This is a genomic window from Geodermatophilus sp. URMC 61, from assembly GCF_052931555.1.
This window is the reverse complement of sequence record NZ_JBRFHZ010000002.1, coordinates 174,904-194,180: the sequence shown is the minus strand read 5'-3', so window position 1 is coordinate 194,180 and position 19,277 is coordinate 174,904. Positions and strand designations below refer to the sequence as shown.

At 75.5% G+C, this 19,277-nt stretch carries 19 protein-coding genes, 1 tRNA gene and 2 pseudogenes; 10 read left to right on the top strand and 12 right to left on the bottom strand.

The window, feature by feature from the left end:
* Positions 1-28: 28 nt before the first annotated feature.
* Positions 29-124, bottom strand: a tRNA-OTHER gene (locus ACU610_RS01005).
* Between the two features lie 23 nt (positions 125-147).
* On the opposite strand from ACU610_RS01005, the gene selD reads away from it, so the two are divergent.
* Together selD and ACU610_RS00995 are read left to right on the top strand one after the other, a co-directional pair.
* On the top strand, positions 148-1,155 hold the full coding sequence (selD, locus tag ACU610_RS01000; RefSeq protein ID WP_446765864.1) for a selenide, water dikinase SelD: 1,008 nt from the start codon (positions 148-150) through the stop codon (positions 1,153-1,155).
* Between the two features lie 136 nt (positions 1,156-1,291).
* Positions 1,292-1,717 (top strand): ester cyclase, encoded by a 426-nt coding sequence (locus tag ACU610_RS00995; RefSeq protein WP_446765863.1) that lies wholly within the window; start codon positions 1,292-1,294, stop codon positions 1,715-1,717.
* Between the two features lie 186 nt (positions 1,718-1,903).
* On the opposite strand, the gene ACU610_RS00990 is transcribed toward ACU610_RS00995, so the two are convergent.
* Positions 1,904-2,776, bottom strand: coding sequence for a class I SAM-dependent methyltransferase (locus ACU610_RS00990; protein WP_446765862.1), 873 nt, complete (start codon positions 2,774-2,776; stop codon positions 1,904-1,906).
* A 111-nt stretch (positions 2,777-2,887) separates the two neighbouring features.
* Here ACU610_RS00990 and ACU610_RS00985 point away from each other — a divergent pair, with 111 nt between their 5' ends.
* The 6 genes from ACU610_RS00985 (at position 2,888) to ACU610_RS00960 (ending at position 6,178) form a co-directional block, all read left to right on the top strand.
* A complete protein-coding gene (locus ACU610_RS00985; RefSeq protein ID WP_446765861.1) occupies positions 2,888-3,853 on the top strand; it encodes a zinc-binding dehydrogenase in 966 nt (321 codons plus the stop codon).
* A gap of 82 nt (positions 3,854-3,935) precedes the next feature.
* Entirely contained in the window at positions 3,936-4,421 is a 486-nt protein-coding gene (locus ACU610_RS00980; protein ID WP_446765860.1) for a YbaK/EbsC family protein, read from the top strand.
* Entirely contained in the window at positions 4,418-4,717 is a 300-nt protein-coding gene (locus ACU610_RS00975) for a hypothetical protein (RefSeq protein WP_446765859.1), read from the top strand. The genes ACU610_RS00980 and ACU610_RS00975 overlap by 4 nt, the downstream gene beginning before the upstream one ends.
* Positions 4,718-4,771: 54 nt before the next feature.
* Positions 4,772-5,005: a helix-turn-helix domain-containing protein gene (locus ACU610_RS00970; protein WP_446765858.1), complete on the top strand. Its 234-nt coding sequence runs from the start codon at positions 4,772-4,774 to the stop codon at positions 5,003-5,005.
* Positions 5,006-5,007: 2 nt separating this feature from the next.
* A complete protein-coding gene (locus ACU610_RS00965; protein ID WP_446765857.1) occupies positions 5,008-5,547 on the top strand; it encodes a Clp protease N-terminal domain-containing protein in 540 nt (179 codons plus the stop codon).
* A 220-nt stretch (positions 5,548-5,767) separates the two neighbouring features.
* Positions 5,768-6,178, top strand: coding sequence for a VOC family protein (locus tag ACU610_RS00960; protein WP_446765856.1), 411 nt, complete (start codon positions 5,768-5,770; stop codon positions 6,176-6,178).
* A 117-nt stretch (positions 6,179-6,295) separates the two neighbouring features.
* Here ACU610_RS00960 and ACU610_RS00955 read toward each other — a convergent pair.
* The 3 genes and pseudogenes from ACU610_RS00955 to lepA form a co-directional block, all read right to left on the bottom strand.
* Positions 6,296-8,106 (bottom strand): annotated as a pseudogene (locus ACU610_RS00955) (FAD-dependent monooxygenase).
* A 113-nt stretch (positions 8,107-8,219) separates the two neighbouring features.
* Positions 8,220-8,879 (bottom strand): MOSC domain-containing protein, encoded by a 660-nt coding sequence (locus ACU610_RS00950; protein ID WP_446765855.1) that lies wholly within the window; start codon positions 8,877-8,879, stop codon positions 8,220-8,222.
* Complete coding sequence (gene lepA, locus ACU610_RS00945) at positions 8,876-10,711, bottom strand: translation elongation factor 4 (protein ID WP_446765854.1); 1,836 nt, start codon at positions 10,709-10,711, stop codon at positions 8,876-8,878. The genes ACU610_RS00950 and lepA overlap by 4 nt, the downstream gene beginning before the upstream one ends.
* Positions 10,712-10,893: 182 nt before the next feature.
* Here lepA and rpsT point away from each other — a divergent pair, with 182 nt between their 5' ends.
* Positions 10,894-11,160: a 30S ribosomal protein S20 gene (rpsT, locus tag ACU610_RS00940; RefSeq protein WP_446765853.1), complete on the top strand. Its 267-nt coding sequence runs from the start codon at positions 10,894-10,896 to the stop codon at positions 11,158-11,160.
* 277 nt (positions 11,161-11,437) lie between these two features.
* On the opposite strand, the gene holA is transcribed toward rpsT, so the two are convergent.
* Positions 11,438-12,430, bottom strand: a complete 993-nt coding sequence (gene holA / locus ACU610_RS00935; RefSeq protein ID WP_446765852.1) for a DNA polymerase III subunit delta — start codon at positions 12,428-12,430, stop codon at positions 11,438-11,440.
* Positions 12,431-12,761: 331 nt separating this feature from the next.
* Positions 12,762-14,183, bottom strand: a pseudogene (locus ACU610_RS00930) (ComEC/Rec2 family competence protein); the annotation flags it as partial.
* On the opposite strand from ACU610_RS00930, the gene ACU610_RS00925 reads away from it, so the two are divergent.
* Positions 14,136-14,618, top strand: coding sequence for a hypothetical protein (locus ACU610_RS00925; RefSeq protein WP_446765851.1), 483 nt, complete (start codon positions 14,136-14,138; stop codon positions 14,616-14,618). The pseudogene ACU610_RS00930 and the gene ACU610_RS00925 overlap by 48 nt on opposite strands.
* A 254-nt stretch (positions 14,619-14,872) precedes the next feature.
* Here ACU610_RS00925 and ACU610_RS00920 read toward each other — a convergent pair whose 3' ends face one another.
* From ACU610_RS00920 to nadD, 5 genes are all read right to left on the bottom strand, one after another.
* Positions 14,873-15,700, bottom strand: coding sequence for a ComEA family DNA-binding protein (locus ACU610_RS00920; protein ID WP_446765850.1), 828 nt, complete (start codon positions 15,698-15,700; stop codon positions 14,873-14,875).
* Positions 15,701-15,836: 136 nt separating this feature from the next.
* Positions 15,837-16,742: a DegV family protein gene (locus tag ACU610_RS00915; protein WP_446765849.1), complete on the bottom strand. Its 906-nt coding sequence runs from the start codon at positions 16,740-16,742 to the stop codon at positions 15,837-15,839.
* Between the two features lie 50 nt (positions 16,743-16,792).
* On the bottom strand, positions 16,793-17,524 hold the full coding sequence (locus tag ACU610_RS00910) for a histidine phosphatase family protein (protein WP_446765848.1): 732 nt from the start codon (positions 17,522-17,524) through the stop codon (positions 16,793-16,795).
* The gene (gene rsfS, locus ACU610_RS00905) at positions 17,521-18,054 is read right to left on the bottom strand and encodes a ribosome silencing factor (protein WP_446765847.1); all 534 of its coding nucleotides are present in this window, start codon (positions 18,052-18,054) and stop codon (positions 17,521-17,523) included. The genes ACU610_RS00910 and rsfS overlap by 4 nt, the downstream gene beginning before the upstream one ends.
* The gene (gene nadD / locus ACU610_RS00900; protein ID WP_446765846.1) at positions 18,051-18,806 is read right to left on the bottom strand and encodes a nicotinate-nucleotide adenylyltransferase; all 756 of its coding nucleotides are present in this window, start codon (positions 18,804-18,806) and stop codon (positions 18,051-18,053) included. Before nadD ends, rsfS begins: the two co-directional genes overlap by 4 nt.
* Between the last annotated feature and the right edge of the window lie 471 nt (positions 18,807-19,277).

Sequence of the window (19,277 nt, the reverse complement as noted above, 5' to 3'; positions counted from 1 at the left end):
GTGGGCGGACGCAAACGGCGGGAGGAGTTGGCGGAGGCGGACGGGAATCGAACCCGCCTGACCGAGCTGCTCGGCCACGTCGGCTTTAGAGGCCGCGGGGGTCACCAGACACCCTGACGCCTCCACCGGGGAGCTTACGGTGGCCGCGTGACGTCCGCGCCCGCACGCATCCGCCTCACCCAGTACGCCCACGGGGGTGGCTGCGCCTGCAAGATCCCGCCCGGCGAGCTGGAGTCCGTGGTGGCCGGCCTGACCGCGGCCGGCCCGGTCGACCCGGCCGCGGAGCTGGTCGTCGGCCTGGACGACGGCGACGACGCGGCCGTCGTCCGGATCGCCGGCGGTCAGGGTCTGGTGCTGACCACCGACTTCTTCACCCCCGTGGTCGACGACGCCCACACCTTCGGCCGGATCGCGGCGACCAACGCGCTCTCCGACGTCTACGCGATGGGCGGCACGCCCGTCGTCGCGGTGAACCTGCTCGGCTGGCCGCGCGACCTGCTGCCCGCCGAGCTCGCCGCGGAGGTGCTCCGGGGTGGGCTGGAGGCCGCGCAGGAGGCCGGCTGCCACGTCGGCGGTGGGCACTCCATCGACGACCCCGAGCCCAAGTACGGCATGGCGGTGACCGGCATCGTGGACGTCGACCGGGTCGTCACCAACTCCGCCGCGGTGGCCGGGACGCCGCTGTCGCTGACCAAGCCGCTGGGGATCGGCGTGCTCAACAACCGGATGAAGGCCACCGGCGAGGTGTCGGAGGAGGCGGTCGCGGCGATGACCACGCTCAACCGCGACGCCGGCCGGGCCGCCGTGGCCGCCGGGATCCGCGCCGGCACCGACGTCACCGGCTTCGGGCTGCTCGGGCACCTCTACAAGATGGCCCGGGCCAGCGGGGTCACCGCGGTCGTCGACGCCGCCGCCGTCCCCTACCTGACCGGGACGCGGGAGGCGCTGGCCGAGGGCTTCGTCTCCGGCGGCACCCGGCGCAACCTCGACTGGGTGCGGCCGCACACCGACCTGTCCGCCGTCTCCGAGGACGAGGCGCTGCTCCTGGCCGACGCGCAGACCTCCGGCGGGCTGCTGCTCGGCGGCGAGGTGCCCGGCGCCCCGGTGATCGGCGAGTTCGTGCCCCGCCAGGAGCACGTCGTGGTGGTCCGCTGAGCCCGGTGCGGGTGCCCCCGTCATCGTGGAGCCCCGCGACTGACCGGCCCGGCAGGACGAAGGGCTCTGGGGGTGCCGGGGCCCGGCTGCCAGGGTCCTCCGCGAGGCTGCGAGGTCACCTCGCGCAGGAGGAGCCATGGCCACTCGCGCCGAACGGGTCGAACGGGCACGACAGCGGTGGAACGCCGGGGACCTGCCCGGCTACCTCCAGCTGTACGCCGAGGACCTGCGGTTCCACGGCGTGGAGCCGGAGCCGATGGACAAGCCGTCCGTGGCGCGCTTCTACCGACAGTTCTGGTCGGTCATGGGAGCACCGGGGCGGCCGAACCCGCAGCTGGACTTCCACGAGCACCTCGTCGACGGCGACCTGTACAGCTGCCGGTTCGCCGTGTCCGGCGAGCACCGCGGCGACTTCATGGGCGTGCCCGCCACGGGCCGGCCCTACGTGTTGGAGGGCATCACGATCATGAGGTTCCGCGGCGACCAGGTGGTCGAGCGCTGGACGACCGCCGACTTCCTGGGCCTCATGGTGCAGCTGGGCGCCGTCCCGGCCCCGGCCTGAGACCCGGCTCCCCTCCCGCGCCTGGCTCGACGTCGAGGGGTGTCCGCCTACCCTTCCCCCCTCGGCCGTGTCCCGGACACCGGGACACGGCGGGTGGCGCTGCCGGGTGGGCAGGTGGGGTCGTCCCGCCCGGCGTGTGCACGCGTGGCGACGACGAGACCTGCTCGGTCCGCCCGCGGAGCTGCGTCAGCCGCGGTGTGCCGTGACCAGCCAGGCGGCCGCGCCGAACAGGACGCCCGCGGGGGTCGCGTGCGCAGCCATCTGCGCGCGCAGGTCCGCGAGTGCCGCGCGCCGGGCGTGGTCGTCGAGCCCGCCGAGGAGTCCCCGGGTCAGCCCCAGCCCGCTGACGAAGCCGAACGCGTCCTCGGCGTCGGCGCCGAGCCGGACCGTCCCCGGCAGCCCGGCGAGGTCGACCGCCTCGAACCCCGCCGCGGCCAGGACGCGGCGGACGTGGTCGGGGTCGGACAGGCCGAACGGTCCGGGGGCATCGCCCGGTGGCTCCGGCAGCGGGCGACCGGCGGCCAGCGCGCGGCGCAGCACCAGCAGCCACTCGTTCCGGGCGAGCTCCTGCCACGACAGCAGGGCCAGCCGCCCGCCGGGTCGCAGGCCCCGGGCGAGGTTGGTGAACGCTGCGACGGGGTCGCCGAAGAACATCGCCCCGAACCGGCTGATCACGACGTCGTACGCCCCGGACTCGACGGGGTACACCTGGGCGTCGCCCTGGACGAACGTGGTGTTGGTCAGCCCGGCGGCCGCACTGCGCCGGCGGGCCTCGGCGAGCAGCGGGGCGGACAGGTCGATGCCGGTGGCGTGCCCGGCCGGGGCCGCGCGGGCGGCGGCGCGGGTCGAGACCCCGGCGCCGCAGCCGACGTCGAGCACCCGGTCGGTCGCGGTGATCCGGGCGCCGTCCAGGAGAGCGGGGTCGAAGGCCGCCGAGGCCGCGTCGTAGCGGTCGGCGTGGGCCACCCAGTCCTCGCCGTCCGCCCCGTTCCAGGCGCTGGCCATCTCGGCGTTCAGCGTATCGACGAGCGGGGTCTGCGGTGGTGTCGGCACGGTCATCACCGTCTCCCGTGGGCGCGGGGGCATCCGGTCTCGGATGGTCCCGGACGACGGCGCGACTGCCCACCCCGTCGGTCGCGGCTCGGCGGGTCGCAGTGACATAGTCCCGGCATGCTCGCTGCCTTCGTCTCCACGCCCGCCCCGAAGGACCCGCTCTCCGTGCTGGAGGTGGGTGAGCGCCCCGAGCCGGAGGTACCCGACGGCTGGACGACGGTGCAGGTCAAGGCCGTCTCGCTGAACCACCACGACCTGTTCAGCCTGCGCGGGGTCGGCCTCCCGCAGGAGCGGATGCCGATGATCCTCGGCACCGACGCGGCCGGGCTCGACGAGGACGGCAACGAGGTCGTCGTCCACGGTGTCGTCGCGACCCCGAACTGGACCGGTGACGAGACGCTCGACCCCAAGCGCACGCTGTTCTCGGAGCTGTACCAGGGCACGATGGCCGAGCGGGTCGCCGTCCCCCGGCGCAACGTGCTGCGCAAGCCGGCCGAGCTCTCCCTCGCCGAGGCCGCGTGCCTGCCCACCGCCTGGCTGACCGCCTACCGGATGCTGTTCGTGAAGTCCGGGCTGCGGCCCGGCCAGACCGTGCTGGTGCAGGGGGCCAGCGGTGGCGTCGCCACCGCGCTGACCGTGCTCGGCAAGGCCGCCGGCTTCCGGGTCTGGGTGACCGGCCGCAGCGAGGAGAAGCGGCAGGCGGCCCTCGAGCTGGGCGCCGAGCAGGCGTTCGAGAGCGGCGCACGGCTGCCCGAGCGGGTGGACGGCGTCATGGAGACCGTCGGCGAGGCGACCTGGAGCCACAGCGTCAAGTCGCTCAAGCCGGGGGGCGTCATCGTGACCTCCGGCGCGACCACCGGCTTCAACCCCGGTGCCGAGCTGAACCGGGTCTTCTTCACCCAGCTGTCGATCATCGGCTCCACGATGGGCACCCGCGAGGAGCTCGAGGCGCTGATGCGCATGTGCATCGCCACCGGCGTCCGCCCGGTCATCGACGTCGAGCTGCCGCTGCAGCAGGCACGCGCGGGCTTCGAGCGGATGCTCGAGGGCCGGACGGCGGGGAAGATCGTCTTCACGCTGTGAGCGGACGGGGGCGCGAGCATCGCAGTGGGCTCCGCGAGCGAGGAGCGGAGCGCCCCGCGGGAGCGAAGCCGAGAGCAGCGCCGTGAGCGCGGTCGACCGGGTGGTCGCCGCACTGCGCGAGGCCGGGGTGGACGCCGAGCTGCGCCGCTTCGACCAGCCGGTGCCGACGGCGGCCGCCGCGGCAGAGGTGCTTGGCTGCGACGTGGGCGCCATCGCCAACAGCCTCGTGTTCGAGGCCGACGGCGCGCCGCTGCTCGTGCTGGCCAGCGGCGCGCACCGGGTGGACACGAGGAAGGTGGCGGCGCTCGTCGGCGCGCAGCGGGTGCGGCGGGCCGCCCCCGAGTTCGTCCTCGCGGCCACCGGCCAGGAGGTCGGCGGGGTGGCGCCGACCGGCCACCCCGCCTCGCTGCGCGCGCTGGTGGACGTCGACCTGGCCCGGTACCCGCTGCTCTGGGCAGGCGGCGGTGACCACCACACGATGGTCGCGCTCACCTACACCGACCTGCTGCGGCTGACCGGAGGCGACGAGGCGGCCGTGGCCCGACCCTCGAGGAGGGGTGGACCATGATCGCCCGCACCTGGCGCGGCTGGGTCCGCACCGAGGACCGCGACGCCTACATCGCCTACGTCCGGGACACCGGCATCGCCCAGTACCGCGCCACCCCCGGCAACATCGAGGCCCACCTGCTCACCCGCGACCTCGACGACGGCCGCACCGAGGTGGTCACGCTCAGCTTCTGGACGTCGCTGGACGCCGTCCGCGGCTTCGCCGGCGACGACGTCTCCACCGCGGTCTTCTACCCGGAGGACGACCGCTGGCTGGTCGACCGCGAGCGCACCGTCACCCACCACGAGGTCCACTGACCGCGCGCGTCAACGACAGTTGACACCACCCCTGGTGTCAACCACAGTTGACGCATGGCCGACACAGCACAGGTGGCCTCCGCCGCGAGCAGCCGCGACCCCGCGGTCGGGCTGAAGGCGGTCCGCGCGCTGCGGACCCTGGTCGAGCGGCTGGAGGCCCTGCAGGTGGAGAACGCCCGCGACCAGGGCTGGACGTGGGAGCAGATCGCCCAGCTGCTCGGCGTCACCAGGCAGGCGGTGCACAAGAAGTACGCAGGCGGCCGCGGGCCGCTCCGGCGGAGGGACTGACCGTGTTCGAACGCTTCACGTCCGACGCCCGCGAGGTCGTCGTCCTGGCCCAGGAGGAGGCCCGTGCCCTCCGCCACGGCCACATCGGCACCGAGCACCTGCTGCTCGGCCTGCTGCGGCTGGACACCCCGACGACGCTCGTCCTGCGCCGGCACGGCCTCGACCACGACGAGGTGGCCGAGGCGGTCGCCGCCCACCACGGCGCGGCGGACCTGGATGCCGAGGCGCTGCGGACCCTGGGCATCGACCTCGACGCGGTCCGGGACGTCGCCGAGGCGACCTTCGGACGGGGCGCGCTGGACGCCCCGCGCCGCGGCCGGCAGCGGAGGATCCCCGGGCACGTCCCCTTCTCGTCCGGCGCGAAGAAGGTCCTCGAGCTCGCGCTGCGCGAGGCACTGGCGATGCGGTCGCGCTCCATCACCGACGGGCACATCGCTCTCGGCCTGCTCCGCGACGGAGGCACCGCGCTGGAGGTGCTGCGGGAGCGCGGCGTGGACCCGGGGGCCCTGCGCGCCGACCTCACCCGGTCGCCGGCCGCCTGAAGGACCCCTCCTGCCCTCACTGTCCGCAGGCTCACGCCAGGCCCCGTCCAGGGGCTCGCCCCGGCCCCGTCCCGGCGGCCCTCCTGCAGGGACCCGCCGCGAGCTCGCGAGCGGTGGGGAGCAGGAGGGTCCTCCTGCCGAGGCTGCGAGGGATGGGAGGACGGGGTCCTCCCACCGACAGGGGGGCCGCCCTGTCACCCTCCGGTGGCACGGTGCCGGCATGGAGATCCTCTTCGTCGCCAGCGTCAGCGTGATCGCACCCGACCCGGTGGAGAGCCGGCGCCTGTACGTGGACGCCCTCGGGCTGCCGCTCGAGCGCCTCGAGGGCGAGTACTTCGCCAGCGAGCACATCGGCGGCAGCAAGCACTTCGGCGTGTGGCCGCTCTCCGAGGCCGCGGCGGCCTGCTTCGGGGATCGCTCCTGGCCGGCCGGTCACCCGGTGCCGCAGGCCAGCATCGAGTTCGAGCTCGCCGACGCCGCTGCGGTGGCCGACGGCGCGGCCGAGCTGGAGGCCGCCGGCCACCGGCTGCTGCACGGGGCGCGGACGGAGCCGTGGGGGCAGACGGTCGCCCGGCTGCAGTCCCCCGAGGGGCTCGTCGTGGGACTGTCCTTCGCGCCGTGGCTGCACTGAGCAGCCGGCACCGGGGCCGGGGCGCGGCGTCCCCGACCGGGCAGACGTACCGGCTCAGCAGGTCGTGGTGACGGACCCAGGCCCACCCGGTGACCGCGTCCAGCCGGTTCGCCGCCCTCACGGCGAGCTCACCGTCGGGGAGGAGGGTGCCGGCTGCGGGACACCGGCACCGGCGCGGTCCGACAGCCGCCCCAGGTAGCGCACGAGGACCTCCTCGGACGCGGGCTGGGCGCGCAGCCCGACGTAGCCGTCCGGGCGGACCAGGTACAGGGCCTCGGCGGTCGCGCCGTAGCGCCGGTGCGTCCCGCCGTCCGGATCGAGGAGCACCCGCCGCCCGGCCAGCCCGGCGGGCAGCCGACGTCCCCACACCACCACCCACGGGCGGACGTCGCCGCCGGACAGCCGCTCGACGCCGTCGGCGATCCCGGTGAGCGAGATGTAGCCGTCGTCGGTGCCGGCCGCGCCGTCGAAGAGCAGCAGGGTGGACTGCGGGCCGCGGAAGGCGTCGAACAGTCGCGTGGGCTGCCCCGTGGCCGCGTCCTGGACGGCGCCGTCCGGGGCCCGATCCCCCGCGCGGACGCCTCGGGCGAAGCGGACCTGGTCCACCGCGTCGGCGCGCTCGTCGTCGCGACCGGGGCTCCACCGCGTCGCGGTCAGCGGAGTCCGGTGCTCCTCCGCCAGGGAGCTCTGCCGGTAGTCGAGGTCCAGCTCGCTGACGCCCCCGAGGACGGCCCGCTGCACGGCCGGGCTCCGCAGCGCCGGGGTCAGGACGTGCTCGCGCAGGAAGGTGGTGAACGGATCGGTACCGAAGACCGCGCGGTACCCGAGGTCGCTGCCGCGGAGGACGGCCTCCGCGATCGGCCGGCGCTCCTCCTCGTAGGTGTCGAGGAGACGGTCGGAGGCGCGGCCCCGGACCACCAGCCCGAGCTTCCAGCCGAGGTTGTAGGCGTCCTGGATGCCGGTGTTCATCCCCTGGCCGCCCACCGGGCTGTGCAGGTGCGCGGCGTCGCCGGCCACCAGCACCCGGCCCACCCGGTAGCGGTCGACGAGCCGCACGTTGCTGTGCCAGGTGGAGAGCCAGGTCGGGGAGGAGAGGCGTACGTGCGGCAGCCCGCTGCGCTCGGTGAACAGCCGCTGGAGCAGCTCCAGCGACTCCGGCTGCCCCGTCCCGTCGGCCGCGGGCGGCAGGCTGGCCTGCACCTGCCACGACCTCAGGCCACGGAACGGGCTGGCCGCGAGGTACTCACCGCCGTCGAACCACACGTAGCCGCTGTCGGCCGGCTCCAGCCCCTCGATCTCCACGTCGCCGAACAGGAAGCGCTCCTCGCGGGACTCCCCCTCCAGTGCCAGCGCCAGCAGGTCCCGGACCCTGCTGTGGCCGCCGTCGCAGCCCACCACCCAGGCGGCCCGGATCGTCTCCACGGCGCCGTCGTGGGACGTCGCGACGCGGGCGAGGACGCCGTCCTCCTCCTGCTCCAGGCCCACCAGCTCGCAGTTCCACTCGACCGTCCCGTCCAGTTCGACCAGCCGCTCGCGCAGGGTCTGCTCGGTGCGCCACTGCGGGATCAGCACGAGGTTCGGGTAGGGGACGTCGGGCAGCGGGTCGCGCCCGGGCAGGTGCAGGTCGACGAGCAGTTCGCGCTGGACGTACCAGCGCACGCGCAGGTCGCGGGACCACCCGGCTGCGAGCACCCGGTCGGCGATCCCAGGTCGTCGAAGACCTCGAGGGTGCGGGGCTGCAGCCCCTTGCCGCGCGACTTGACGTCCGGCTGCGGAAGCCGTTCGACCAGCCGGACGGCCAGGTCGCGGCGGCGCAGGTCGCAGGCCAGCGTGAGGCCCGTCGGGCCGGCGCCCACGACGAGGACGTCGACGTCCCGGGGCCCGCGTCGCTGCACCGGGACGCCGGAGGAGGACGGTGCTGGTGCCATCGGTACCCCCCGAGGTGCCTGTCCGACGCCCCGATGGTGAGGGTCGAGCCTCCGGCATGGGAAGACGCGACCCAGGGGGCGTCCTCCGCGTCCTGGCTGCTCCGGGGCAGCGCTCAGGCCGTGGCGCCGGTCCGCGCGGCGATCCTGGCGGCCAGCTTCGGCCGGTCCTTGAGCGGGAGGTGTTCGAGGGCCGGCGCGATCTCGGGCAGCCGGCTCCGCTGCGTCGTCGTCGCCCGGAACAGCAGCCCGACCGTGACGCCGTGGTCGGGACGGGAGACCACCTCGACCGCGTCGCCGGCGCCCACGCCGCCGGTCTCGAGGACCCGCAGGTAGGCGCCGCTGGCCCCGCGGGCGGTGAACCGCTTGACCAGCTGCGGCACGCCCCAGAACCGCTCGAAGTTGGCGCACGGGATGCGGCAGGCGGTCACCTCGAGCAGCGCCGTCCCGGCCCGCCAGCGCTCACCGAGCACCGCGCCGGTGAGGTCCAGGCCCGTCGTCCGCAGGTTCTCGCCGAACCGGCCGGGCGGCAGCTCGCGGTCCAGCTCGGCGGCCCACCAGTCGGCGTCCTCCTGGGAGTAGGCGTACACCGCCTGCCCCTCGCCGCCGTGGTACCTCCGGTTGACCTGCACGTCGCCGTCCAGCCCGAGCGGGTGGACGGTGACCCGTCCGGCGACCGGTCGCTTGTCGATGCCGCTGCGGTCCGGTCGCCGGCCGGGCAGCGGCAGCAGGTCGGCTCCGGAGACGCAGACCGCCTGGACCCGGCCGGGGCTCACTTCTTGGCGGAGGAGGCGCTGGGCTCGCTGGTGGAGAGCGCGGCCACGAAGGCCTCCTGGGGGACCTCGACGCGGCCGACCATCTTCATCCGCTTCTTGCCCTCCTTCTGCTTCTCCAGCAGCTTCCGCTTGCGGGTGATGTCACCGCCGTAGCACTTGGCGAGGACGTCCTTGCGGATGGCGCGCACCGTCTCGCGGGCGATGACCCGGGACCCGACGGCGGCCTGGATGGGCACCTCGAACTGCTGCCGCGGGATGAGCTCACGCAGCTTGCCGGCCATCATGACGCCGTAGCTGTAGGCCTTGTCCTTGTGCACGATCGCGCTGAACGCGTCGACGGGCTCGCCCTGCAGCAGGATGTCGACCTTGACCAGCTTCGCCTCCTGCTCGCCGGCCTCGGCGTAGTCGAGGCTGGCGTAGCCGCGGGTGCGCGACTTCAGCGCATCGAAGAAGTCGAAGATGATCTCACCGAGGGGCAGCGTGTAGCGCAGCTCGACCCGGGACTCGCTCAGGTAGTCCATGCCGCCGAGCTGGCCACGCCGGCTCTGGCAGAGCTCCATGATCGCGCCGGTGTAGTCGCTGGGCGCGATGATCGTTGCGTTCACGACGGGCTCGTAGACCTTGTCGATCTTGCCCTCGGGCCAGTCGCTCGGGTTGGTCACGGTGATCTCCGAGCCGTCCTCCATGACCACCCGGTAGACGACGTTCGGCGCGGTGGAGATGAGGCTGATGCCGGCCTCGCGCTCCAGGCGCTCGCGGACGATCTCCAGGTGCAGCAGGCCGAGGAAGCCGACGCGGAACCCGAAGCCCAGCGCCGCGGAGGTCTCGGGCTCGTAGGTCAGCGCGGCGTCGTTGAGCAGCAGCTTGTCCAGCGCCTCGCGCAGCAGCGGGTACTCGCTGCCGTCGATCGGGTAGAGGCCGGAGTAGACCATCGGCTTGGGGTCGCTGTAGCCGCCGATCGGCTCGGCGGCCGGGCGGTGCTGCAGCGTGACGGTGTCACCGACGCGGGACTGGCGGACGTCCTTCACACCGGTGATGAAGTACCCGACCTCGCCGACGCCCAGGCCCTCGACCGGCTTGGGCTCCGGGGAGATGACGCCGATCTCGAGCAGCTCGTGGGTGGCGCCGGTCGACATCATCCTGATCCGCTCACGGGCGGAGATCCGCCCGTCGACCACCCGCACGTAGGTGATGACGCCCCGGTAGATGTCGTAGACGCTGTCGAAGATCATCGCCCGGGCCGGGGCCTCGGCGTCGCCGGTCGGGGCGGGGATCTGGGCGACGATCGCGTCGAGCAGCTCGGGCACGCCCTCGCCGGTCTTGCCGCTGACCCTGAGGACGTCAGAGGGGTCGCAGCCGATGATGTGCGCGATCTCCTCGGCGTACCGCTCCGGCTGCGCCGCGGGCAGGTCGATCTTGTTGAGGACCGGGATGATCGTGAGGTCGTTCTCCAGCGCCAGGTAGAGGTTGGCCAGCGTCTGGGCCTCGATCCCCTGGGCGGCGTCGACGAGCAGCACGGCACCCTCGCAGGCGGCAAGCGACCGGGACACCTCGTAGGTGAAGTCGACGTGGCCGGGGGTGTCGATCATGTCGAGGACGTACTCGGTGTCCCCGACCTTCCACGGCAGGCGGACGTTCTGCGCCTTGATGGTGATGCCGCGTTCGCGCTCGATGTCCATCCGGTCGAGGTACTGGGCACGCATCTGCCGCGCCTCGATGATCCCGGTGACCTCGAGCATCCGGTCGGCCAGCGTCGACTTGCCGTGGTCGATGTGGGCGATGATGCAGAAGTTCCGGATGCGGGCCGGGTCGGTGGAGGCGGGAGTCGTCACAGTGCTCCCATCGTCCCACGCCCGGCCGCGTCGTCCAGCCACCGCCGCGGTCTCGGCCGCACACCCCGCAGGTTGGGGCCGGGCGGACGACGCTGGTATCTTGGCAGACCGGTCCGCTGACGCATGCCGTCCGGACGCACTGTCCAGAAGTACCCCCTCCGAGACACACCCGAGGCTCACGCGTGGCGAACATCAAGTCCCAGATCAAGCGGAACAAGACCAACGAGAAGGCGCGTCAGCGCAACGTTGCCGTCAAGTCCGCCCTGAAGACGGCTGTCCGCCGCTTCCGCGAGGCCGCTGCCACCGGGGACGCCGCGGCCGCGACGACCGCGCTGCAGACCGCCGGCAAGGCGCTGGACAAGGCGGCGAGCAAGGGCATCATCCACAAGAACCAGGCCGCGAACCGCAAGTCGGGCATGGCCAAGCAGCTGGCCGGCCTCTCCCGCTGACCTCCGGCCGCGTCCGCGCGGCCGTCCGACGAGCCCCCTCCCCCTGCGGGACGGGGGCTCGTCGCGTTCCCGGGGCTCCGGCCCCCTCTGCGGGTGGCAGGACCCCTCCTCCCCACCGTGGAAGGACCCCCTCCTCCCCGCCCTGCGCAGGCTCAGGGTGGGACCCCGCTGCTCCCCACCGCCCGCGAGTCGGCGGCGGGCACTGCAGGAGGGCCCCGGGCCGAGGCCTGCGGCGGCCCCTGGAGGGGGCCGGGGGGTGGGGGGCAGTGGGGTTCGTTCAGCCGCGGACGCCGCGGCCGGTCTCCCGGCGGATGGCGACGATCCGCCGGATCGCCCGCTCGAGCGCGTAGTCGGCGCTGGCCGCCGCACCCTTGACGTCGGCGTTGAGCTCGGCGGCCACGCCGATCGCCTGCTGCAGGCCGTCGATGCTCCAGCCCCGCGCCTGCGACTGCGCCCGCTTGACCTTCCAGGGCGGCATCTTGAGGGTGCGGGCCAGGTCGCCGGGGTTGGAGCTGCGGACCGAGGAGACGCGGGCCGCCGTCCGCACGCCGTCGGCGATCGCGTCGGCGATGAGGACGTGCGCGACACCGCGCTGCAGTGCCCACCGCAACGTCTCCAGGGAGCCCTGCCGGTCTCCGACGAGCACCCGCTCCGCGACGGTGAAGCCGGTGACCTCGGCCTGGCCCCGGTGGAAGCGGGCGACGGCGTCGGCGTCGATCGTGCCGCCGAAGTCCGAGACCAGCTGCGTGGCCGCGGACGACAGCTGCCGCAGGTCCGCGCCGATCGCCTCGACCAGCGCCGAGGCGGCGTCCGGGGTGATCCGACCACCGGCCGAGCGCACCTCGTTGCGGACGAAGGCGATCCGGTCGCCCACCGAACTGACCTTCGGGCAGTCGTCGACGGCCCCACCGGCGGCGGTGAACGCCTTGACGAGGGCCTCGTTGCGCTTGCCCCCGTGGTGCACGATCACGAGCGTCAGGTCCGGATCCGGGTCCCGGGCGTAGCCGGTGAGCGCGTCGACGAGCGCGCCGGCGGCCTCGTGCACCCCGGTGACCACGACCAGCCGGTGCGTGCCGAACAGCGAGGGTGCCAGGACGTCGGCCAGCTGGCCGACCGGCAGTCCCTGTGCCGGCAGCTCGTGCAGCTCGGCGTCGGGGTGGCGCTCGAGCACGGCGGCCCGCACGGCGGAGACGGCGCGCGAGCGCAGCAGCTCCTCCTCGCCCACCACGGCGCGCAGGCGGGAGGTCGGTGCGGGGGGTGCTGCGGCCACACCGGCATGGTGTCACGCGGGACCGACGCTCCCGCCGTCCCGCGCGGAGTCCCGGCCGACCGTCCACAGCTCCGGTGGGCGGCTCCCCCACCTCCCCGGGTCGGCCGGCCGCCGTAGCCCCGTCGCCCGGCCCGCGGACCGCCACGCCCCACGCACCGGCGTCGCCCACCACGGCCAGGTCGCCCTCCCGGTCGGTGCGGTGCACCCGCATCCCCTGCTGGGCCAGCCAGGACAGCACCCGGGCCGTCGGGTGCCCGTAGGTGTTGTCCGCGCCCACCGAGACCAGCGCGACCCGTGCCCCGGTGGCGGCGAGGAAGTCGTGGTCGGCGTCGGCACTGCCGTGGTGCGGCACCTTGAGCACGTCGGCGCGCAGGTCGATACCGCGGGCGACGACCCGCGCCTCCATCGCGCCGCTCAGGTCGCCGGTGAGCAGCACCCGGATCCCGCGCTGGGTCACCCGGACCACCAGGGACAGGTCGTTGGCCGGGACCGCGGCGGTGGCGAGCTCCGGTGGTGGGGCGAGCACCTCGACGGTCGCCGTCCCCACCGTCCGGCGGTCGCCGGGGACCAGGACGGCGCGCTCAGCACCGGACCGCCGCGCCGCCGCGTCGAGGACGCCGGCCCGGTCCTCGGCCGGTGAGAGCGCGCCCGTGGCGACCACGCCGACGTCCCGTCCGGACAGCGCCCCGGCCAGTCCCCCGGCGTGGTCGGCGTCGAGGTGGGTGACCAGCACCAGGGGCAGCGTGTCGATGCCCAGCCGGTCCAGGCAGCGGTCGACCGGACCGACGTCGGGCCCGGCGTCCACGAGCAGGCCCTCCCCCGGTGCGGTCGGCACCACCAGCGCGTCGCCCTGGCCGACGTCGCAGGCGACGAGGACCGTCCGCTCGGGCGGCCAGCCACGCGTGACCTGCCGCAACGGCCACCCGAGCACGACGACGCCGAGGAGGGCCGCGAGCGCCAGCGGCCGAGCGCGGGGGAAGCGCCACAGCAGCCAGCCGAGCGCCAGGAGCAGGACCGTCAGCAGCACCGCGCCCCGGGTGCCGGCCGGCCATCCGGTCGCACCGTCGGGCAGCGCCGCCGCGCGCTGGGCCACGACCACCAGCCACCGCACCGGCCACCCGGCCAGCCAGACCAGCGCCTCGCCCAGGGGTGGCACGACCGGGAGGGTGGCCGCGGCCAGCAGGCCGAGCACGGTGGCCGGGGCGACGGCCGGCGCGGCGAGCAGGTTGGCCGGCAGCGACACCGGGCTCACCAGCCCGGAGAGCCCGGCCACCAGCGGCGCGGTGGCCAGTCCCGCGGCCGCGGCCACGGCGACCGCGTCGGCCAGGACCGGCGGCCAGCCGCGGCCGCGCAGGCGGCGGGCCCACCGCGGTGCCAGGAGCACGATGGCCGCGGTGGCCGCGACGGAGAGCGCGAAGCCGGCGTCCCGGGCGAGGCCAGGGTCGACCAGGAGCAGCACGACGACGGCCGCCCCGAGGGCCGGGAGCGCCGCGCGGGACCGCCCGGTGGCCAGCGCGAGCAGCGTCACCGCGCCCATGGCCGCCGCCCGGACCACGCTGGCGCTGGGCCGGGCCAGCACCACGAACCCGACCAGCGCGGCCACCGCGACCAGCGCCTGCACCCGCCGGTCGACCGCCCGGCGCCGCAACGGCGCCAGCACCCCGGCGAGCACGATGGCCACGTTCGCGCCGGACACGGCCGTGAGGTGGGCCAGCCCGGCCCGCCGGAAGTCCTCGACGAGCACCGGGTCCATCGCCTGCGTGTCGCCGACGACCAGGCCCGGCAGGAGCCCGCCCGGCTGCGGGCCGAGCACCCGGACGGCGGCCTCGCGCAGTCCCTCCCGCAGTCCCCCGGCGACCTGCTGCACCACCGACGGCCCGCCGACCGGCACCGGCGGCGCCCGCGCCGACAGCCGCGCCACCACGCCCTCCTCCGCGGTGGCCGGGGCGACCGCGGCCCGCACCCGGACCACCTGGCCCGGCAACAGCCCGCGCCACTCGTCGGCGGGGCCGAAGAGCACCACGGCGTCGTCCAGCCGGGTGTGCGTGCCGCCGTCCTCCAGCGCGGTGACGGTGGCCTCCACGACGACCCGCGGCGGCCCTCCCCCGCGCACCGCTGTCGGGTCGCCGTCGAGCGCGACGACCAGCTCGACCGTCCGCCGCCCCTCGGCGACCCCGGCGAGCGGTGACCCCTCCCGCGCCGCCTCCCGCACCGCCGCGGTCGCCGCGGTGACGGCCAGCGCAGCCAGGACGCCCAGTAGCACGACCGCCGCCGGCGACCGGTTGCGGCGGGACACCGCGACCGCGGCCAGGACGGTCACCGGCACCGCGCCGGCCAGCACCGGGACGGGCAGGAGCGGGGCGAGGAGGGTGGTGGCCCAGACCGTCGCCGCCGCGGGCGCGAGCCGCAGGTCCAGCCACGACCAGCGCTCCCGCGCCGCGTTCACACCGCCACCAGCTCGGCGAGCTCGGCGTAGGTGGCCGGGCCGATGCCGGGGACGTCGTCCAGCTGCTCCACGCTGCGGAAGGGCCCGTTGCGCTCCCGGTGCTCGACGATCCGCTGGGCCAGCACCGGACCGATGCCCGGGAGCGCGTCGAGGTCGGCGGCAGTGGCGGCGTTGAGGTCGACCGGCCCGGCCCCGCCGGCTGTGCCCGAGCCGTCTGCGGCGCCGCCGACCACCCCTGCTCCGGGGACGCCGACCGCCACCTGCTGGCCGTCGGCGACGACCGCGGCGAGGTTGACCGAGGCCGGGTCGGCATCGGGCAGCAGGCCGCCGGCGGCCGCCACCGCGTCGGCCACCCGCGCTCCCTCGGGCAGCGTGACCAGACCCGGGCGGGCCACCGACCCCACCACCGAGACGACGACCGTGGCCGCCGACCCGGCGGCGACCCCCACCGACGGCGTCGCGGCGGGCTGCTCCTCCGCGGGCGGTCCGGGCGGGGCCGGCTCCACGGGTGCGGGCTGCACCTGCGGACGGTCCAGCCACGTGCCGCCGACCACGAGGAGCGCGGCGAGCAGGCCGACGACCCACAGCGACCAGGCGGCGCGGCGGGCCGGGGCCACCCGGACGGCGCTGCCCGGGGCGCGGTGCCGCCCGAAGCCGACCGGCAGCCCGTCCTCCGCCGCGGCGGGAGGGACCTGCTCGTCCTCCGGGTCGGGGTCCAGGTCGTCGTCGGGCACCCAGCCGGGTGGCCGGCTCTCCTGCAGCAGGTTCCGCAGCCGTTCCCGGATGAGGTCGGCGTCGTCGCTGCGGCGGAGAGGGAGGCGCACCGGCGCGACGCTAGGGAGCGACGCCCCCGACTGGTCGGGCCGGCCGCGGATTGTGGACAGCCGCACCCGCTGTGGACACCGAGCGCCCACGGCCGGGACGGCGGGGCACGCTGCGCCGGTGCCCGGCCCGTGCCTGCTACCGGTCCTCCGCCTCCTGCGGAGGATCCGTGACGCCGGGCTGCCGCGCGGGCACCGGCTCGGCCGGTGCCACCACCAGGCCCACCGCACCCGGCCCCACGTGGGCGCCGATCGCCGCGCCGAGCTCGCTCACGTAGAGCTCACGCAGGCCGGGCACCCGCTCCCCGAGGTCGGCGGCCAGTCGCTCGGCCCGCTCCGGTGCGGCCAGGTGGTGGACGGCCACCATCACCGGCCTCCCCGCGGCGGCCTCCACCCCGCGCTGGACCAGCCGGACGAGGGCCCGGGCCGTCGTGCGCACCTTCTCCAGGGGCACCACCCGGCCGTCGGCGACGTGCAGGACCGGCTTGACCGACAGCGCGGTGCCGATCATCGAGGCGGCGTGCCCGATGCGACCACCCCGGCGCAGGTGCTCGAGGGTGTCGACGACGAACAGCGTGCGGGTGGCGGCGGCGGTGTCCCGGGCGGCCGCGGCCACGGTGGCCATGTCCTCGCCCCGCGCCGCCGACCGGGCCGCGGCCAGCACCGCGAACCCGTTGCCCATCGCCGCGGAGCGGGAGTCGACGACGGTCACGATGTGCTCCCCGACCTGGGCGGCGGCCAGCCGGGCGGCGTCCACCGTGCCGGAGAGCTCCGCCGAGAGGTGGACCGAGACGATGTGGTCGGCCCCGGAGTCCAGGCGCCGGCGGTAGGCGGCGACGAAGTCGCCGGGTGTCGGCCGGGAGGTGGAGACGCGCTGGCCGCGGACACCGAGCGCGCGGGCGACGTCCGCCGGTCCGATGTCGTCGCCCTCGCGGCCCGAGTGACCGGCCATGACGACGTAGAGCGGGACGACCTCGACCGCGTACTGCTCCAGCAGGCGGGCAGGCAGGTACGCCGAGGAGTCGGTGACCACGGCGACGGACACCCGGCGAGGCTGGCCCGCGTGCTCCGACGGCCGACCGGCCACGGCGGGGATCACAGTGCGTCGGCGTCCTGCGTGGGGCCTGGTGCGCCCTCCTCGGGGCTGGCGCCGGCGTCGGGGCGACGCGCGCCCGGCTGCGGGGTGGGGACCGGACCGTCGGGGAGCTCGGGTGCCGTGGTGTTGTGCCGCAGCAGCCGCCACCGGCCGCGCTGCTCGGCCAGCTCGCTCCAGGCGCAGTTGGCCAGGGGTCCCAACACCCGGCGGTGCTCGGGGCCCAGCCCGAGCAGCGCCTCGATCAGGCGCGCGGAGGTCCCGCCGTGGGTGACGACGACGGCCGCCGGGGCCTCGGGCAGGTCGCGCAGCGCGGCCAGCGCCCGCGCCGGCACGTCCGCGAGGTCCTCACCGCCGCGCCCGGAGATGGGCCGCCCGGCCAGCCAGTCGGCGTACTGCTCGGGGTGGCGCTCGGCGACCTCCTCGCGGGTCAGCCCCTCCCAGGAGCCCATGCCGACCTCGCGCAGCCGGTGGTCCAGCCGCAGCGGCACCCCGAGCACGTCGGTGAGCGCCACCGCGGTCTCGGCGGCCCGGCCGAGGTCACTCGAGACGACGACCGTGCCCTCGGGCAGCGGCGCGGCCACGTGTGGCGCGGCCCGCCGTGCCTGGCGGCGGCCCACCTCGTCCAGCGGCGGGTCCAGCTGTCCCTGGAAGCGGCCCGCGGCGTTCCACTCGGTCCGCCCGTGCCGCCAGAGGACCAGCCGCGGCACCGGCAGCGCGGGGACGTCGCTCACCGGCCGGCCGCCTCCGACGCGGACGGTCCCTCGTCCTCCACTGGAGTGCCCCCCGCCGTGCCCTCGTCCGCCGGCTCGGGTGCCAGCGGGGTCGGGTCGGCGCTGGCGGGGTCCACGTCGTCGGCCGACAGCGTCGCAGTGCCGGTCCCCGCCCCGTCGCCCTGGAGCGCGGCGCGGTCGACGAACGGGATCGTCGGGCAGTCCTTCCAGAGCCGCTCGAGGGCGTAGTAGGCGCGCTCCTCGGCGTGCTGCACGTGGACGACGACGTCGACGAAGTCGAGCAGCACCCAGCGCGCCTCGGCCACGCCCTCCCGGCGGACCGGCTTGACGCCGTGCTGCCGCAGGCGCTCCTCCACCTCGTCGACGATCGCCTGGACCTGGCGCTCGTTGGGAGCCGACGCCAGCACGAAGGCGTCGGTGATGGCCAGCCGCTCGCTGACGTCGACGATGGCGACGTCGGTCGCCAACTTGTCGGCGGCGGCCTGGGCGGCCAGCAGTGCGGTCTCCCGCGCCTCGGTCGAGGCGGTCATCGGGGTACCTCCTGGAGATCGGTGGTCGGTGGTTCGGGAGGCGTGCCCTCGGTCCGGGGAGCCGTCGCGGGTGGCCGGTCGTAGGTCGGGCGGTCCCCGGACGGCGGGTGGTCGCCGGGGGCACCGTGGGCGATGCCCTCGCGCGCGACGGCGCGGGCACCGGCGCTCGACCGGTACAGCCCGCGCTTCTCGATGTACTGCACGACGCCGTCGGGGACCAGGTACCAGACCGGCATCCCGCGACCGACCCGGTCGCGGCAGTCACTGGAGCTGATCGCCAGCGCCGGCACCTCGACCAGGCTGACCGCCCCCTCCGGCAGGTGGGACGCGCCCAGGTCGAAGCCGGGGCGGGTGACGCCGATGAAGTGGGCGAGCTCGAAGCAGCGGTCGCTGTCGCGCCAGCTGAGGATCTGCGAGAGGGCGTCGGCGCCGGTGATGAAGAACAGCTCGTCCTCGGGCCGCTGCCGCCGCAGGTCGGTGAGGGTGTCGATCGTGTAGGTGGGACCGCCGCGGTCGACGTCCACCCGGCTCACCGAGAAACGCGGGTTGGAGGCGGTGGCGATGACGGTCATGAGGTAGCGGTCCTCGGCCGGTGCCACGTCGCGGTCGCTCTTCTGCCACGGCTGGCCGGTGGGCACGAAGACCACCTCGTCCAGACCGAAGAGGACCGCGACCTCGCTCGCCGCCACGAGGTGCCCGTGGTGGATGGGGTCGAACGTCCCGCCCATCACCCCGACCCGCCGACCTGCCACCGATCGAGCGTATCCGGGCGCTGCGGGGCCGGCCCGCGAGGACCGACCCCGGACCGCGGGCACGGGCCGCCCCGCACTCCGGACCGGGGACCAGCACGGCTCCGCAGGACCGGGACCCCGTGCCGCCGGTCGCGCCGGCCGCGTCCGGCGTGGACGCCGAGCCACCACCGACGCCGAGCCACCACCGACGCCGAGCCACCATCGACGCCGGGGCGCCCGGCACCTCCGGGTGGGAGGTCCGGCAAGGCCGTCAGCGCGTCCCGCCGGGGATCGAGCCGGGAGAGCGCCCCGGAGACCTCGCGGCCGAGGATTCTCTCCCCCTCCGCGACGGCCTCCAGTGCCCGCGCGATCCGCGCGCGGCTGGTCCCTTCACGAGATCGCCGCAGGACGGAACCGTGTGGGCCGCACTCGCCCACCTGGCCGGTCCCGTGCTCTCCAGCGGGAGTTCCCCGTCTGGGCCAGCGTCGTCGG

Excerpts from the sequence above, each read along its gene's own strand:
- ACU610_RS00975 (WP_446765859.1), top strand. The coding sequence starts at position 4,418 with ATGATCGCCCGCACCTGGCGCGGCTGGGTCCGCACCGAGGACCGCGAC.
- ACU610_RS00960 (WP_446765856.1), top strand. The coding sequence starts at position 5,768 with ATGGAGATCCTCTTCGTCGCCAGCGTCAGCGTGATCGCACCCGACCCG.
- ACU610_RS00995 (WP_446765863.1), top strand. The coding sequence starts at position 1,292 with ATGGCCACTCGCGCCGAACGGGTCGAACGGGCACGACAGCGGTGGAAC.
- ACU610_RS00970 (WP_446765858.1), top strand. The coding sequence starts at position 4,772 with ATGGCCGACACAGCACAGGTGGCCTCCGCCGCGAGCAGCCGCGACCCC.
- rsfS (WP_446765847.1), bottom strand. The coding sequence starts at position 18,054 with ATGACCGCCTCGACCGAGGCGCGGGAGACCGCACTGCTGGCCGCCCAG.
- ACU610_RS00985 (WP_446765861.1), top strand. The coding sequence starts at position 2,888 with ATGCTCGCTGCCTTCGTCTCCACGCCCGCCCCGAAGGACCCGCTCTCC.
- ACU610_RS00990 (WP_446765862.1), bottom strand. The coding sequence starts at position 2,776 with ATGACCGTGCCGACACCACCGCAGACCCCGCTCGTCGATACGCTGAAC.